Origin of the sequence: Alkaliphilus pronyensis (assembly GCF_009017275.1) — a bacterium.
Classification (GTDB): domain Bacteria; phylum Bacillota; class Clostridia; order Peptostreptococcales; family Natronincolaceae; genus Alkaliphilus_C; species Alkaliphilus_C pronyensis.
Genome location: NZ_WBZC01000039.1, coordinates 1 through 15,636 on the forward strand (window position 1 = coordinate 1; position 15,636 = coordinate 15,636).

14 protein-coding genes are annotated in these 15,636 nt (G+C 33.9%); 10 read left to right on the plus strand and 4 right to left on the minus strand.

Annotation, left to right across the window (positions count from 1 at the left end; all coding sequences use genetic code 11):
• Positions 1-44 precede the first annotated feature (44 nt).
• Positions 45-1,265, plus strand: a complete 1,221-nt coding sequence (locus F8154_RS10430) for a putative glycoside hydrolase (RefSeq protein WP_151861559.1) — start codon at positions 45-47, stop codon at positions 1,263-1,265.
• Between the two features lie 334 nt (positions 1,266-1,599).
• Positions 1,600-3,957, plus strand: a complete 2,358-nt coding sequence (gene nrdJ / locus F8154_RS10435) for a ribonucleoside-triphosphate reductase, adenosylcobalamin-dependent (RefSeq protein WP_151861560.1) — start codon at positions 1,600-1,602, stop codon at positions 3,955-3,957.
• Between the two features lie 118 nt (positions 3,958-4,075).
• Here nrdJ and F8154_RS10440 read toward each other — a convergent pair whose 3' ends face one another.
• Together F8154_RS10440 and F8154_RS10445 are read right to left on the minus strand one after the other, a co-directional pair.
• Positions 4,076-4,261, minus strand: coding sequence for an alpha/beta-type small acid-soluble spore protein (locus F8154_RS10440; protein ID WP_243141230.1), 186 nt, complete (start codon positions 4,259-4,261; stop codon positions 4,076-4,078).
• A 67-nt stretch (positions 4,262-4,328) separates the two neighbouring features.
• Entirely contained in the window at positions 4,329-4,787 is a 459-nt protein-coding gene (locus tag F8154_RS10445; protein WP_151861561.1) for a hypothetical protein, read from the minus strand.
• Between the two features lie 178 nt (positions 4,788-4,965).
• On the opposite strand from F8154_RS10445, the gene F8154_RS10450 reads away from it, so the two are divergent.
• A complete protein-coding gene (locus F8154_RS10450) occupies positions 4,966-5,457 on the plus strand; it encodes a ferritin-like domain-containing protein (RefSeq protein WP_151861562.1) in 492 nt (163 codons plus the stop codon).
• A 61-nt stretch (positions 5,458-5,518) separates the two neighbouring features.
• Here F8154_RS10450 and F8154_RS10455 read toward each other — a convergent pair whose 3' ends face one another.
• On the minus strand, positions 5,519-6,118 hold the full coding sequence (locus tag F8154_RS10455; RefSeq protein WP_330577887.1) for a superoxide dismutase family protein: 600 nt from the start codon (positions 6,116-6,118) through the stop codon (positions 5,519-5,521).
• A gap of 202 nt (positions 6,119-6,320) precedes the next feature.
• Here F8154_RS10455 and F8154_RS10460 point away from each other — a divergent pair, with 202 nt between their 5' ends.
• The 5 genes from F8154_RS10460 (at position 6,321) to F8154_RS10480 (ending at position 11,347) form a co-directional block, all read left to right on the plus strand.
• Positions 6,321-7,253 carry an ABC transporter ATP-binding protein gene (locus F8154_RS10460; protein ID WP_151861563.1) on the plus strand — a complete coding sequence of 311 codons (933 nt, stop codon included), beginning with the start codon at positions 6,321-6,323 and terminating at the stop codon, positions 7,251-7,253.
• A 12-nt stretch (positions 7,254-7,265) separates the two neighbouring features.
• Positions 7,266-8,405: an ABC transporter permease gene (locus F8154_RS10465; RefSeq protein WP_151861564.1), complete on the plus strand. Its 1,140-nt coding sequence runs from the start codon at positions 7,266-7,268 to the stop codon at positions 8,403-8,405.
• Positions 8,402-9,508, plus strand: a complete 1,107-nt coding sequence (locus F8154_RS10470) for an ABC transporter permease (RefSeq protein ID WP_151861565.1) — start codon at positions 8,402-8,404, stop codon at positions 9,506-9,508. Before F8154_RS10465 ends, F8154_RS10470 begins: the two co-directional genes overlap by 4 nt.
• A 137-nt stretch (positions 9,509-9,645) precedes the next feature.
• Positions 9,646-10,740 carry a sensor histidine kinase gene (locus F8154_RS10475; protein WP_151861566.1) on the plus strand — a complete coding sequence of 365 codons (1,095 nt, stop codon included), beginning with the start codon at positions 9,646-9,648 and terminating at the stop codon, positions 10,738-10,740.
• Positions 10,721-11,347 carry a response regulator transcription factor gene (locus F8154_RS10480; protein WP_151861567.1) on the plus strand — a complete coding sequence of 209 codons (627 nt, stop codon included), beginning with the start codon at positions 10,721-10,723 and terminating at the stop codon, positions 11,345-11,347. The genes F8154_RS10475 and F8154_RS10480 overlap by 20 nt, the downstream gene beginning before the upstream one ends.
• A 45-nt stretch (positions 11,348-11,392) precedes the next feature.
• On the opposite strand, the gene hisC is transcribed toward F8154_RS10480, so the two are convergent.
• Complete coding sequence (gene hisC / locus F8154_RS10485; RefSeq protein WP_151861568.1) at positions 11,393-12,472, minus strand: histidinol-phosphate transaminase; 1,080 nt, start codon at positions 12,470-12,472, stop codon at positions 11,393-11,395.
• 282 nt (positions 12,473-12,754) lie between these two features.
• On the opposite strand from hisC, the gene fusA reads away from it, so the two are divergent.
• Both fusA and F8154_RS10495 read left to right on the plus strand, forming a co-directional pair.
• A complete protein-coding gene (gene fusA / locus F8154_RS10490) occupies positions 12,755-14,824 on the plus strand; it encodes an elongation factor G (protein ID WP_151861569.1) in 2,070 nt (689 codons plus the stop codon).
• Between the two features lie 350 nt (positions 14,825-15,174).
• Complete coding sequence (locus F8154_RS10495) at positions 15,175-15,633, plus strand: CtsR family transcriptional regulator (protein ID WP_151861570.1); 459 nt, start codon at positions 15,175-15,177, stop codon at positions 15,631-15,633.
• Positions 15,634-15,636 lie beyond the last annotated feature (3 nt).

Consider the following 15,636-nt stretch of genomic DNA (forward strand, 5'->3'; position numbering starts at 1 on the left):
TTAAAATAGATTAACACTACGGACAATTGGTTAGGAGGGACAATATGAAAAACACCAGTAGGATATTGATGGTAGCTGTTGTGCTTATAGCTATTTTTAGTTTAGCTATGTACATAAGGTCAGATAGCCAGCAAACTAAAACTGTAACAGAATATACCTATAATGAAAATGATGATTTGACAGAGTATGACGTTTCAGAAATTAAATTGGATAACCAACAATATTTTATACAGCCAGATGTTAGCTGGAGTCCTTACAAAGAATATCGCAAGGTAAAAGGCATATTTATGACTGGTCATAGTATAGGATTAACTCAACGATTCAATAGAATGCTTGAGTTAACCGATGAAACAGTTATTAATTCTTGGGTTATAGATGTTAAAGATGATTATGGTACAATGACCTATAAGTCAAATATAAAAATGGTAAATGAAGCAGGAGCAGATAAAATAATAAAGGTTAAGGATTTTCCTGCAGTTATGGAAACCTTAAGAAAGCATGATATTTACCCTATAGCTAGAATAGTAACCTTTAAAGACAAGCAGATTACTGCCCATAGACCTGACTTAGCTATAAAAACCAATACAGGTGAAGTGTGGAGAGACCGTAAGGGTGATTCATGGTTAAACCCATATAACAAAGAGTCTTGGGAGTATGTAGTAAGTATTGCTAAAGAGGCGGCTGAAATGGGATTTAAGGATATACAATTTGACTATGTCCGTTTTCCCACCGATGGCAACAGAGCAATAATTGATTATGGGGAAGCAGGTAAAAATGCAACAATGGCTGAAACTATTGCAGCCTTTCTACAATATGCAAGGGAAGAGCTTAAGGATTATGGAGTCTATATATCCGCAGATATCTTTGGATTAGTAACAACGGTTTCTGACGATATGAGGCTAGGTCAACATTTAGAATCAGTTGCAGTATCAGCCGACATATTATTACCAATGGTTTATCCATCTCACTTTGGTTTAGGATCCTATGGAGTTCCTATACCAGATTTAGACCCATATACAATAATATTTACAAGCATGAACACGGCAAGAGAAAGAATTGAAGCCATAGAAACAGATAAACCTAAAGCTGTTTTAAGACCCTGGCTACAGGATTTTACAGCCAGCTATCTAGGAGCAGGATATTATCAGGTTTATGGAACAGAGGAGATTAAGGCTCAAATAAAAGCAACCTATGATGCAGGCTTAGAAGAATGGGTACTATGGAACGCAGGAAATAGATACACATGGGATGCTTTAAAGGATTAATTTAGCAACAGCCATTATTAATATAATATAAAAGATAATAATAAAACTATGGTACAAATAAGTGTATGTACTATAGTTTTTTTTATTTTGGCTATACCCATCAATTATTTTGCTTAGGTTAAGCCTCAAGCCTTAAACATATAAATATTGACTTTAATAATGGAGGGTGGTACAATATATAGTGCATAGAAAATATACCAACACAAAATATAGTTGTTTTACCCAAGTTTATATTAACTAATTAGAATTTATTTCTTTATTACCTTCAGCAACTATATAAAAAAACAAAGGTTATACATAAGAACACATAATATCATAGAGAGGGAGGAATTCTATGCTAAAGGTTATAAAAAGAGACGGTACAATGGTAGATTTTGATATTAGAAAAATAACTAACGCTATAGAAAAGGCTATGGCAGAAACAAAAGCAGGTATTGATTCGAATTTAAGTAATGAAATAAGCGCAAAGGTCATAGATATTTTAAAGCAGAATAACACACCCATAAATGTTGAAGATATACAGGATGTTGTTGAAGATATGTTAATGGAGAGTTCTCGAAAGGACGTTGCAAAAAAATACATTATATATAGAAGCGAAAGAGACAGGATAAGACATACAAGAAAAAAAAGAGATACTAAACAACTTTTATCAAATGAGTTTATTAGCAGATATAAACACAAACCTTCTCCAATGAGTCAATTAGGTGATTTTGTATACTATCGTACCTATTCAAGGTGGATAGAGGATGAAAGGAGACGTGAATATTGGTGGGAAACTGTAAGAAGAGCAGTAGAATACAATTGTAGTCTAGTAGCTACTACAAAAGAAGAGGCAGAGAAATTATATGACAACATATATAATTTAAAGCAATTTCTATCGGGCAGAACCTTTTGGGTAGGGGATACACCAGTAGCAAAGCATTATCCAATGTCAAACTATAACTGTTCCTTCCTAACTATAGATAGCTTTTCAGCATATAGAGACTTATTTTATCTATTAATGATAGGCTCAGGTGTGGGTGCAAGAGTTTTAATAAAGGATGTCGCTAAAGTACCCAAGGTCCGAACTGATTTTGAAATTATCCATAAGGATTATACACCTGTTATATCTAGTGAAAGGGAAGATAGTACTAGCTTGGAGTTCTTCTATAATAATACTGTTAGAATAACAGTTGGTGATAGTAAAGAGGGTTGGGTTCAAGCTTTAGATTACTTCTTCAAGATTATATACAGCAATGAATACAGAAATGTTAAAACAGTTATTGTTAATTATGACCATGTTAGACCAAAGGGAGAAAAACTAAAAACCTTTGGGGGTACTGCCAGTGGACATACTAGCTTAAAGAATATGTTCCATAAGATAAGTAAGGTAATACAGAAAAGAGGATTTATTAATAACACCAAAAGGATTAAGCTTAAGCCTATAGATTGTTTAGATATTGCAAATATAATAGGGGAAAATGTAGTGGTTGGTGGAGTTAGACGAACTGCAGAGATGATTCTTATTGATCAGGAGGACCACGATTGTATAGAGGCTAAGTCAAATTTATATAAGCAAATAGATGGACAATGGATAGTTGATAAGGATATTATCCACAGACAAATGAGTAATAATTCTATCTATTATACTACAAGACCCAGTAGAGAACAGCTACATTGGCAAATAGAAAAGATGAGGTATTCAGGTGAGCCTGGATGGGTAAATTCAGAGGCTGCCTCAAAAAGAAGAGAGAATATGAATGGGGTAAACCCTTGTGGTGAAATTCTACTTGATTCTAAGGGCTTATGTAATCTAACGACAGTAAATGTATATGCCTTTGTAAGACCAGACGGTACTTTAGACGTTGATGGTTTATTGTCGGCTCAGCGTCTATCTGTTAGGGCTGGCTATAGAATGACCTGTGTAGAATTAGAAATTCCTGAATGGGATGATGTTCAAAAGAGAGACAAGCTTGTAGGATGCTCATTAACCGGCTGGCAGGATATGATAAATGCTGTAGGTCTATCAAGAGATGAGGAGGGTAAGCTACTTCAAAGGCTAAGGGAGGTTGCCCACCAAGAGGTTAATCGATATGCAGAGGAAATAGGAGAAAACCCACCTCTATTAGTTACTACAGTAAAGCCAGAAGGAACACTAAGTCAATTACCAACAGTATCCAGTGGAGTTCATTACTCCCATGCACCATATTATATAAGAAGAATTAGAGTGAGTGCCCATGATCCATTAGTTAAGGTGTGTGAAGAGCTTGGTTATCCTGTATATCCAGAGGTTGGGCAGGATTGGGAAACATGCGTTACTAAAGTGGTTGAGTTTCCAGTTAAGGCACCCATAGGAAAAACAAAATATGATGTATCGGCTATAGAGCAGCTTGAGAATTACAAGCTCTTTATGACAAATTATGTAGATCATAATTGCTCCATAACAGTACATGTTAGAAATGATGAATGGGAAGAGGTAGAAGAGTGGGTTTGGAATAATTGGGATGACATAGTAGCAGTTTCTTTTTTATCATTAGATGATAATTTTTATAAGCTATTACCTTATGAAGCAATTGATGAAGAGGAATATAACAAAAGAGTGGAGCTAATGAAACCATTTGTACCATCCTTAATTAGCAAATATGAAAAACAAGAGATAGAAGTAGAGATAGAAGATGATGGCTGCTCAACAGGAGCATGTCCTATTAGATAAAAGAGCTATAAAAATAAGAGCTATTTAGCTCTTATTTTTATGCCCAGCATTGGTAATAACATGACGGCGAAAGTCGGTTGTGGGCTTGGTAGTGGAATAACTTGTCAAAGACAAGGTTCTAGTTGTTGTTATCATCAATTAATTGCCTTTCACCCATTTCAACTAACTTTCTTACTATATAGCCAGTGTGATTAGAAGCTAGAGACTTTGGGTCATTTACCCCAAACTCCTTTGCTACCTCTAGCTTATAATCTTCCAAGGCTTTACGAGCATTTGGAACTACAAGCTTTCTTTTAGACAACATACTTCACTCCTTTAAACATAGGATATTTATATGATGTGTAAAATAATAGGTAGTATGCAAAAACTAATTAAAATAGAAAATAGCTACATCCTAGGGCAAATAAAAATGAATATATCAACATTTCCAGCTGAAACTTATAAAAGGAATTAATATTAAAATACCTCTTTCTTAAATACACAAAACCCTCTATGTTATCTGGGCATGGAGCAGCGCTACCTAAATGAGTGTAAATAAACATAAGTCCTACAAAAAAAATGAAACGTAATGAAAAAGACATTTCTCCAAGGGAGTTTAATACAGGATACAATACTAAAGATAAAATTAGTCCCCTCAATATCTGAGCAGGTAAAAACCAAATCTCTACATACCTCCTTTCTTTATCATCAGACATATCCTTTAAATAATCCATCACTCTACCCTTGCCCTCATAAATATCTTTACTAATTTTTAGTGCTAGAATACCTGCCAATGAATAAGATACAACATGCATTATTACAAACCAGAAGCTAAAAACCAAGTATTTCATTACAAAAGCCTCCTTAAATTATTAGTATAGTTATATTTTAATATCTGTCAAAACAAAAAACTATAAAGTAAAATCACTATTGAGAATTACTTTTGTCATGTTATTAAAACAGTTGTTTAGAAAGCATATAAATTAGGGTAATAAATAATTAAGCTAAAATAAAAAGGAGAGGATTCATTTGAAGGATAAGGAGCTAAGGATTATACAGCAGGCAATGCTTATTGAAGTGGAGGGCTTTGAATTTTACCAAATGGCAGCAAAGCAATGCGGAAATAAAGAGTCTGAAAAAGCCTTTATGGAACTAGCTAATGAAGAGCTAATGCACGGTGAATACTTAAAGGGATTATTTGAAAAGATTCAAAATGGCGATGATGATAAAATAAAATTAGCTTTTTTACCAAAGCCACCAGAATCAAAAGTATTTGATTGGAAAAATGTAAATATGAAGTCCACCAGCTTAGCGGTATCGGTTTTTGGTATTGCAGTAGATATGGAAAAGGCATCTATTGAGTTTTATAAGAATGCTAGAAATAACACATCCAGTGAAGAAGCTCAAAAACTATATGATATGCTTATAGAATGGGAGCAGGTGCATTTAGAACAGTTTACAAAGCGATACAATGAGTTTAAAGAGGATTGGTGGACCCATCAAGGATTTGCTCCCTTTTAAAACTTAATAAAGGTTTTATAATGCAAAGGTCCTTATGCTACAATAAGGACCTTTGCATGTTTTACTTTATAACTCCACAGGCTAAACGCCTACCTGCATTCCCTGTAGGCTGACTTCTATAATCATCAGGATTTTCATGAATTATAACTGATTTACCAATTACATTCCAGGGCTTAAAGCGATTAGTAAAAAAGCACATTCTAGCAACTCCATTATTAGAAAATATAACTGGAAAATCCCCAGCATGATTACCATGGGGCTGATTATCTGGGTTCCAGTGTCCTCCAGCTGCTTGAAAAGGCTCTGTTGGGTCCCCTATCTGGCATGTGCCATTTTCATGAAGGTGAAATCCATGGGGACCAATGGGATTACCATTATCACCTGCCTGATATGGAGGCAATCCATTTATATTAACACATACCTCTGTACCATTAGGAACATCCACAAAGTAAACTATTCCATTAATACTAGGGGCAAGGGGACCTCCCTTTATCTTTGCATAGGTTATGGTTTTTCCTTGAGGATAGAACCAGTAGCTACCACCATTGTTTATTTTACTCATCCAGTTATACCAATTCCACCATACTATAGTCTGTAGTCCAGGAGATGTATATAAGTAAGCTTTATTATTATTATTATCATTATTAGTATTTGCTATCATTCTTCACTCCTCCTTTAAGGTTATTTAAATATGTTAATGCTATTAGCTTCACTTTATATTATGATGAGGTAAATATTAATGTTAATAGGTAATACACAATAAAACTATGACAAATGTCATAGGCCTTTGTTATTAGAGGCACTATTACTATGGATAGCCAAGTAGTATTATTATAGTAAATCAATAAAAGGAGGACTTTTAAATGATATTAAAAATAAACAACCTAGTAAAGCGCTATAAGGATGTGTTGGCAGTGGATAATGCCTCCATATCAATTGCAGAAGGGGAAATATATGGTTTACTAGGTCCTAATGGTGCTGGCAAAACAACACTTATAAGTACAATATTAGGCTTAACAAAATATGATGAAGGTAGTATAGAGATATTTGGTAAGGATTTAAAAAAGAATGAATATGAAATAAAAAAAGAAATTGGAATTGTACCACAAGACTTAGCCATATATTTAGATCTTACCGCCTATGAAAATGTTGAGTATTTTGGAAGATTATATGGATTAAGAGGTAATCTGTTAAAGGAGAGAATTGAAGAGGCCTTAAACTTCACAGGATTATGGGATAGAAGAAAGGATGTACCTAAAAAGTTTTCAGGGGGTATGAAAAGACGACTCAACATTGCCTGTGCAGTTATGCATCATCCCAAGCTAATAATAATGGATGAACCAACTGTGGGAATTGATCCTCAATCACGAAACCTGATATTAGACTCAGTAGTAAAACTAAACAAAATGGGTTCAACCATAATATATACATCCCACTACATGGAGGAAGTTGAAGCAATATGTAGTAATATAACTATTATTGATCATGGTAGAGTTATAGCAAAAGGTACTAAAGAAGAGCTGAAGTCTATGATTTCCTTTGAAGAAAGGCTAGCGATTGATATATCTTCAGTAAATTTCAATTTAGTAGATGGATTAAAGAAGGTTATTGGTGTGAAGGAATGTAGCTTAAATGGTAATAAACTACTAATAATATCCGAAAAGAATGCCAACAACCTAAGTAGAATAATTGATGTAATTCTAAAGATGGATGTAGAAATAAAGGGTTTAAACATTGAAAAGCCAACTTTAGAGGGAGTATTTTTAACATTAACTGGAAGGTCCTTAAGGGATTAGGAGGTGTAGTAGTTGAATATATTATATATTTTTTATTATACAATATTGAGGTTTATAAGAGATAGAAAAGGATTTATGAGTATGCTGTTGTTACCTGTTGTAGTTATCCTTGTTTTAGGAACTGCCTTATCCTCTACATTCAAACACTCAGATATTAGTATCACTCCAGTTGCTTACTTAAATTTAGATAATGGTACAGCATCAAATGCCTTTAACGAATTTATTAAGCTAGAGGATATAGAAGAAATCATATCCGTAAAGACAGTAGCCTCCTATGACGAGGGAATAGAAATGATAAGAAATAGGGAAGTTGCTGCAATGATTTATATTAACGAAAACTATACACAAAATCTAAAAAATGGTGGTACAGGGGATATTGAAATTATCAAGAGTCAGCATAGTAGTTTTGGTGCATCTGTAGTAAGCAGTGTAATAGATAGCTACGTAAATGCTGCTAATGCAATAGAAGCTAGTGGTAAACTAGGAAACTTTATACCACAGTTTTCCAGGAGTGATAGCGTAAAGAAAATGCCTATAAATTCCACAGGAAGAACCCCCACCTCAATGGATTATTACAGTGTAACAATGTTGGTGATGACTATTATGTACGGAGCCCATTATGGTATTGATGAACTAGGGAAAGACTATTTTGAAAGTATAGGTCAACGATTAAAGTCAGCACCTATTAAGTCCTATGAAATGTATGTAGGTAAAACAATTGGTATAGTCATTACACTTTTTTTACAGGCTTTGATATTAGTTCTCTTTACCAAGTATGTATTTAATGTTAATTGGGGCAACAATTTAACAGAAGTCCTGTTTATTTGCTTAATACTATCAATGCTGTCAATAGGCTTAGGGGTAATGATATGCATGGTCTCCTCCAGTAGACGCAAAGCTACTTCACTAATAAGTATATTGGTGCCTGTATTTACTTTTGTAGCAGGTGGATATTTCCCGATAGACAATGTTGGGGGTATAATAGAGAAAATAAAGTATATATCACCTAATTATTTAGCACAAAGAGCAATTTTTAACTTAGTTTACGAAGCTGGGGCACAGGAAACACAGTTTTTCCTATTAATAATGGTAGGTATAAGCTTAATACTCTTTATTACTTCTGCTGTTGCAGGAAGGAGGAAGCTACAATGACAATATTTAACTTTACAATAAGAAGAATAATGAGGGATAAAGGACAGTTAATAACCATGCTATTAGTCCCCATTGGCTTTATAACCCTAGTAATGATGCTTTTTTCAGGTGGTCAGTTTAATATGTCTATAGGAGTTGTAGATTATGATAACACAGAGTGGACCCAGAGCTTTATTAATAGCTTAGATAACAAAGGTATCATAGTATCTATTGATGAGGATGAGATAGAAGGAAAACTTTTAAGTAACAAAATAAATCTAGGATTAGTTATACCAAAAGGCTTTACAGATGATGTTGTAAGCATGGAAAATCCCCAAATACAGGCCTATAGTATTAATGAAACAGATGTTACTGTACCTGTAACTATTTTTATTGATAACTTTTTAGCAGCATCAAAGCATATTGCTGCTGCAGCTGATGGCAATATAGACACCTTCAACAAAGGTATTTCATTATATATAAATGGTTCAAATAACGTAAAAGAGGCTTTTTATGATGTAGGAGAGTCTAAGGGTTCTACAGTATCAGGTATGGGGTTTTTGGTCATGAGTATGCTCTATTTTTCCGTTTCTGCCTCTGGTATAATTATGGAGGATAAAGAGGGAAAAACCTTTTACAGAGTTTTGACTGCTCCAGTAAGATTAAGAGAGTATATGCTACAAAAGATTTTAAGCTTTTTAGTTTTATTGCAAGCTCAGGTAATAACAGTGTTTTTATTAATGAAGTATGTGTTTAAGATGAACATGGGGCCATCACTATTTAATTTACTAGTTGCATTATTTGTTTTTTCCATTGTATGCATATCCTTTGGAGTAGCATTAACAAGTCTATCGAAGAATACAAGACAACTATCTGCCCTTTCACCAATACTAATTATACCTATGGTTATGCTGGGGGGAAGCTTTTGGCCTAGAGAAATCATGCCAGAAATATTAATTAAGCTTTCTAACATTGTTCCAACCACATGGATATTAATAAGTATTGAAAAGATTCTATATGGGCAAAATTTAGTATCAATAACAACGGAATTAGGTATACTTTTAATGTTTAGCATAGTATTTTTCCTTCTAGGCACTTGGAAAAAAACAGAAATAGAAGTATAGAATAGCAGTAAATTCACTTTTCATAAGTCGTACAAAGCTTTTTATAGTATAATAGAATTAAGACAAAATGTCCTATGGTAAGTCTCTAGGACATTTTTCATTAGCTTAAAGCAGCTGATACAGGATGGTGAGGGGTAATGAAAATAGTATTCAAGTTAAGCTTTTTAGCATTTGTAATTATACAAATTATTTTAAGCAACTCTGTTAATATTGAAGAAGTTGTTTTTATGTTGACCTTACTTTCCTTAAGCATATTTAGGGAAAAATATATAAGCAATATTTGGATTGTTGGTATAGAGGCTATTATTATTTATATAGCAGGTGGATACAATAGCTTATTTTTACTATTATATGCAATTACTATTTATGACTTAATTGAAATGAGCTATTATTTGTTAATAATACCTACTGTTATAATCGGATACATCCATTTATCAATAAACAGCTTTTTATATTTTCTTTTTTTTATCTTTCTAAGCGGACTCTTTTCATATGTTAATCATGGATTATTAGAAAAGGAGAAAATCTTAAAGCAGTCCTTTGATAAGGAAAGAAAGGCTAGATATGAGCTTGAACAAGTACGGGTTAAGCTACTGGAGTCCAGTAAAGAAATAGCCCATTTAACTGAAATAAAAGAAAGGAATAGAATCGCAAGGGAAATACATGATAATATTGGACATAGTATAGCAGGTATATTACTGCAATTACAGGCTGCTGAAAAATTATTTACTAGAAATAATGAAAAAGCTTTAGAGCTGTTAAAGAAGTCAGTTGAGGGTTTAGCAGAAACGCTTGTTCATTTAAGAGAAACAGTTCATAATATTAAACCTAAGGATAATCTGGGTATCGAATATATTGAAAGTGTTATAGATCACTTTCAATATTGCCCAATTGACTTTAAACACTGTGGTGATTTTAATAGATTATCACAAAACCACATGGAAATAATTGTATACAACATTAAAGAAGCCCTTACAAACATTGCTAAACATTCAAAGGCCAGTAAAGTTAATATCACCATAGAGACAAACGAAATGTATACAAGGCTATTGATTAAGGATAATGGAATAGGATGTAATAATATTAAAGAAAATTTAGGACTTGAGGGTATGAAGCATAGAATTAGAAATGTTGGTGGTACCATATCCATCAACGGACAAGATGGTTTTTTAATTGTATGTGTAATTCCTATGGATAAGGGAGGTTTTATAGGTGAAGGTGCTAATAGTTGATGATGATGCTTTAATTAGGGACAGCTTAAAAATAATATTAGAGCTGGAGGACTCCTTTGAGGTGGTAGGGGTAGCAGCAAACGGACAAGAGGCATTAAATATATGCAGCCAAAAAAATGTGGAGCTTGTACTGATGGATATAAGAATGCCTGTTTTAGATGGTGTTCAAGCTACAAAGGAGATTAAAAGTCGCTTTAACAGCATAAAAGTTGTAATCTTAACCACCTTTATGGATGATGAATATATTAAAGAAGCACTTAAAAATGGTGCTGAAGGATATATTTTAAAGAGCCAATCCTCCGACAGTATAATTGAAAGCTTAAAAATGGTAATGATGGGCAATGTAGTTTTTGAAAAGGATGTAGTAGATACACTAAAGACAATTATAAATAAGGAAAAGCAAAAGCAGGAGCTGAACTTTGATTTAACAAATCGTGAAATGGAAATAATGAAGCTTGTTGGTGAGGGACTTTCAAATAAGGAGATAGCAGCAAAGCTATTCTTAAGTGAAGGTACAGCTAGAAACTACGTTACTAATCTACTGGAAAAGCTTGATTTAAGAGATAGGACACAGCTTGCCATTTTCTATTTAAAAAATATTGAATAAAAAAAGAAGGCAGTAATTGCTAACTGCCTCCTTTTATCTCTGGTTTTAAGCTAAAACTTCCTTTAATAGCTCTATGAATTTTTTATTTTGATCCATTGTTCCAATAGATACACGAATATAGGTTTTAAATATAGGTCTAATAATCATACCCCTCTTTTGTAGCTCAACAAATACCTCTTGACAATCCTTTTTTGCATCTATGAAAATATGATTTGTTTCAGATGGAGCATACCATATACCCATTTCATCAAAGGTAGCATATAAAAACTCTTTACCTTCCTTGTTTACCCTATAGCTTTCCTTTACGAAGGCTTGATCCTCTAAAGCGGCAATAGCTGCCATTTGAGCAGCAGTATTAACATTAAAGGGCCCACGAATTTTATTAATGTTTTCTATTATTTCTTCAGCTGCAATTGTATAGCCTACCCTCAAGGCAGCAAGCCCATATATTTTTGAGAAGGTTCTCATTATAATTATATTAGGATACTTATCTAATAGAGGTAAGCTGTTTTTAGGATAATCATCACGAGTAACATATTCATTATAGGCCTCATCATAAACAACAACAACATCCTTTGGCACCTTATCTAAAAAATCTAATAGCTTTTTTTCGGTAAACATTGTACCAGTGGGGTTATTTGGATTACATAGCCATACTAGCTTTGTTTTATCTGTAATTGCCTTTTCCATTGCATCGATGTCATAAGTAAAATCCTTTAAGGGTACTACAACTGGTGTACCACCCATCATGATGGCAGTAGATAAATATCTTGGAAATGTCACATCAGCCATAACAACTTCGTCTCCAGAGTTTATAAAGGTTTTTGAAATCTGGTCCACCATTTCGTCAGATCCACTACTTGGCAAAATCTGTGAAGGCTTAATTCCTAAGGCTTTAGCCAAGGCTTCCTTTAGGTCAGTAGTATTACCATCTGGATAAAGGTTTAACTCTTCAGCACATTTAATTATAGCTTCCTTAGCCTTAGGTGATGAGCCTAGAGGATTCTCATTTGAAGCCAATTTAATAACTTCAGTTAGCCCATACTCCCTTTTTACATCTTTAATAGGTTTACCCGGTTTATAGGGTACTAAATCCTTAATTTCTGGTCGGAATTTCACAGTCATCTAGTAAATCCTCCTTTGTTTACACAAATATTTTAAATATTATAATATATTATAACACATTTATGATAATGGCAAATATTTTGTTGCTTTTATTTTTAGCATTAAGTGTTTAAATAAGGTATTTTTGCAAATAATATTTAAGGAATTACATTAACCTTTACAACATAGTTATGTTAAGAAGACTTAATAAAAATTTTACAAACTAAAGAGGGATTTAACAAAACGTATAGAATATTGTATGTAATCAAAAAATTCTTACTTTATAGTTGAGGGGGAAAAGTAATGAAAAAATACCAAGCAGATGGAATTAGAAACATTGCACTTTTAGGCCACGGTGGAAGCGGAAAAACATCTATAACAGAAGCAGCACTATACACCACAAAGGTAACAAATAGAATGGGAAAAACTGAGGATGGAAATACAGTTTCTGATTTTGATAAAGAAGAAATTGCAAGAAAAATTTCTATCAGTACATCAATAATTCCTGTTGAATGGAATGGATATAAAATTAACTTCTTAGACACCCCTGGATATTTCGATTTTATTGGAGAAGTACAAAGTGCCATTAAGGTTGCTGGAGGAATGATAATTGCGGTAGATGCAACCAGTGGTATTGAAGTTGGTACAGAAAAGGCTTGGGCCTATGCCATGACTAAAAAAATACCAACCTTTATATTTGTAAATAAAATGGACAGAGAGAATGCAGACTTTGAAAAGGTTCTTGGTGACCTTCGAGAAATGTTTGGCAAGAAAATAGCTCCATTTCAAATACCAATAGGTGCGAAGGAAAGCTTCAGTGGAAACGTTAACATAGCTAAAATGGTTGCCAGAGAATATAATGGAAAAGATTGTGCCGAAAAGCCAATACCAAGTGAACTAATGGAGCAAGCAAACTCAATGCGCGAGCTTTTAATGGAGTCAGTAGCAGAAAGTGACGAGGAGCTAATGGAAAAGTACTTCTCTGGTGAAGAGTTCACTGAAAAGGAGATTTTGGATGGACTTAGAAAAGGTATTATAGCAGGGGATGTAGTACCAGTAATATGTGGATGCGCCAGTAAAAATGTTGGTATACATACCCTAATGGATATGATAGTTGATTATTCTCCATCACCAACAGATATGCCACCGAAAATAGGCAAAAACCCTAATGATAATAAGGACGAGGAAAGGACCTTTGGTCCCGATCAACCCTTCTCAGCTCAAGTATTTAAAACAATAGTAGATCCATACGTAGGAAAAATATCACTGTTAAAGGTTATATCAGGAAAGCTAACCTCAGATATGGAGGTATTAAATGCAAATAAAGAGGAGAAGGAGAGATTAGGTACTCCCTTCCTATTGAGAGGAAAAAATCAAATTGAAATAAGTGAGGTGTTCGCTGGAGATATAGCTGCCGTTGCAAAATTACAGCATACCAGCACTGGAGATACCTTGTGTGACATAAATAAACCTATTGTCTACAGTGGAATTGACTTTATTGAACCTCAACTTTACTTAGCTGTTGAACCAAAGGCTAAGGGAGATGAAGAAAAAATAAGCTCGGGACTTAATAAGCTTGTAGAGGAAGACCCATCCTTTGCCTATGAAAGGAATGTAGAAACAAAGCAAACAATTATCAAGGGTCAGGGTGAGCTTCATATAAAGGTAATTACAAGTAAGCTAAAAAATAAATTTGCTACAGAGGTTGAATTAAGTGATGTAATTGTACCATACAGAGAAACAATAAGAGGAAGGTCAGATGTACAAGGAAAGCATAAAAAACAGTCTGGAGGCCACGGTCAATATGGTGATGTAAAAATTAAGTTTGAGCCTTCACAGGAGGAGTTTGAATTTACTGAAGAAATATTTGGTGGCTCAGTACCTAAATCCTACATTCCAGCAGTTGAAAAGGGATTAAGAGAATGTCTCGATTCGGGTGTTTTAGCTGGATACCCTGTTGTAAATGTTAAAGCTATTTTATATGATGGATCATACCATGATGTAGACTCCTCAGAAATGGCCTTTAAGATTGCAGCCTCCTTAGCCTTTAAAAAGGGTGTTGAAGCAGCTAAGCCTGTATTATTAGAGCCTATTGTTCAGGTTAAGGTCTATGTTCCTGATGATTATATGGGAGATGTTATGGGGGATCTAAACAAGAGACGTGGACGAATTATTGGAATGGAACCGCAGCAAAATGGAGAGCAGATGGTAATAGCAGAGGTTCCTCAATCAGAAATGTTCAAGTATGCCAATGATTTAAGATCAATGACTCAAGCAAGAGGTATGTTCACAATGGAGTTCATTAGATACGAAGAGGTACCTCAGAACATTAGTGAAAAAGTAGTGGAAGCTGCTAAAGCAGCTAAAGAATAAATCCTATAGGCATGTGCTTAAGCACATGCTTCTTTTTTTAGTTAACATTTATCTCCGTGACGTCACTAACACTCTCACTTTTTATGTGGGACATAAGTGCCGACAGGCCTCCAAATAACTGGAACTAAGTTTTAGATAATAGAATTAAAAAGGGTTAGCACCTAAGCAAATACAAAAAAACGAGAATAGCTTTAAAAAAAGACAAAAATAAACGTAAAGGAAATATATTTTCCTCTAAGTGTTTATTTTTGTTGTTTTTGTGGAATTATTTAAATAAAATTGCTTTTGAATATTTACATAAAACATTTTATAATAAGGTCAAAGAAGGTCAAATTTAAGGAGAGTTTTATATGCCGCGAATAAGTGATGTTATAGAAGAATTCCTAAAGGAGCTATTAAAGGAAAGCCAAAATCATTCGGTAGAAATACAGAGAAATGAACTAGCCAAGTATTTTAATTGCTCTCCATCACAGATAAACTATGTTTTAATGACAAGGTTTAATATTCAACAGGGCTATACCACTGAGAGCTTTAGAGGTGGTGGAGGCTACGTAAAAATAACTAGAATAATGGTGAATCAAAGCAAACAGCTATATCATATTATTACTAAGGAGCTAGGCAATAATGCATCTAAGAGTGAGGCTACTAGAATTATAGCTACACTTAGAGAAAGAAAAATTATAACCGATAGAGAAGCCCAGATATTTGAAGCAGCTATTGATGATGGGGCGATAATATCACCTGTAAATATAAAGGATCAAATCAGGTGTTCGATTTTAAAAAATATGCTGGCAGCCTTATTACTATAGGAG

Coding starts and splice junctions, on each gene's coding strand:
- F8154_RS10475 (WP_151861566.1), top strand. CDS start 9,646: ATGAAAATAGTATTCAAGTTAAGCTTTTTAGCATTTGTAATTATACAA.
- nrdJ (WP_151861560.1), top strand. CDS start 1,600: ATGCTAAAGGTTATAAAAAGAGACGGTACAATGGTAGATTTTGATATT.
- F8154_RS10455 (WP_330577887.1), bottom strand. CDS start 6,118: ATGATAGCAAATACTAATAATGATAATAATAATAATAAAGCTTACTTA.
- F8154_RS10440 (WP_243141230.1), bottom strand. CDS start 4,261: ATGTTGTCTAAAAGAAAGCTTGTAGTTCCAAATGCTCGTAAAGCCTTG.
- F8154_RS10460 (WP_151861563.1), top strand. CDS start 6,321: ATGATATTAAAAATAAACAACCTAGTAAAGCGCTATAAGGATGTGTTG.
- F8154_RS10430 (WP_151861559.1), top strand. CDS start 45: ATGAAAAACACCAGTAGGATATTGATGGTAGCTGTTGTGCTTATAGCT.
- F8154_RS10470 (WP_151861565.1), top strand. CDS start 8,402: ATGACAATATTTAACTTTACAATAAGAAGAATAATGAGGGATAAAGGA.
- hisC (WP_151861568.1), bottom strand. CDS start 12,472: ATGACTGTGAAATTCCGACCAGAAATTAAGGATTTAGTACCCTATAAA.
- F8154_RS10495 (WP_151861570.1), top strand. CDS start 15,175: ATGCCGCGAATAAGTGATGTTATAGAAGAATTCCTAAAGGAGCTATTA.
- fusA (WP_151861569.1), top strand. CDS start 12,755: ATGAAAAAATACCAAGCAGATGGAATTAGAAACATTGCACTTTTAGGC.
- F8154_RS10445 (WP_151861561.1), bottom strand. CDS start 4,787: ATGAAATACTTGGTTTTTAGCTTCTGGTTTGTAATAATGCATGTTGTA.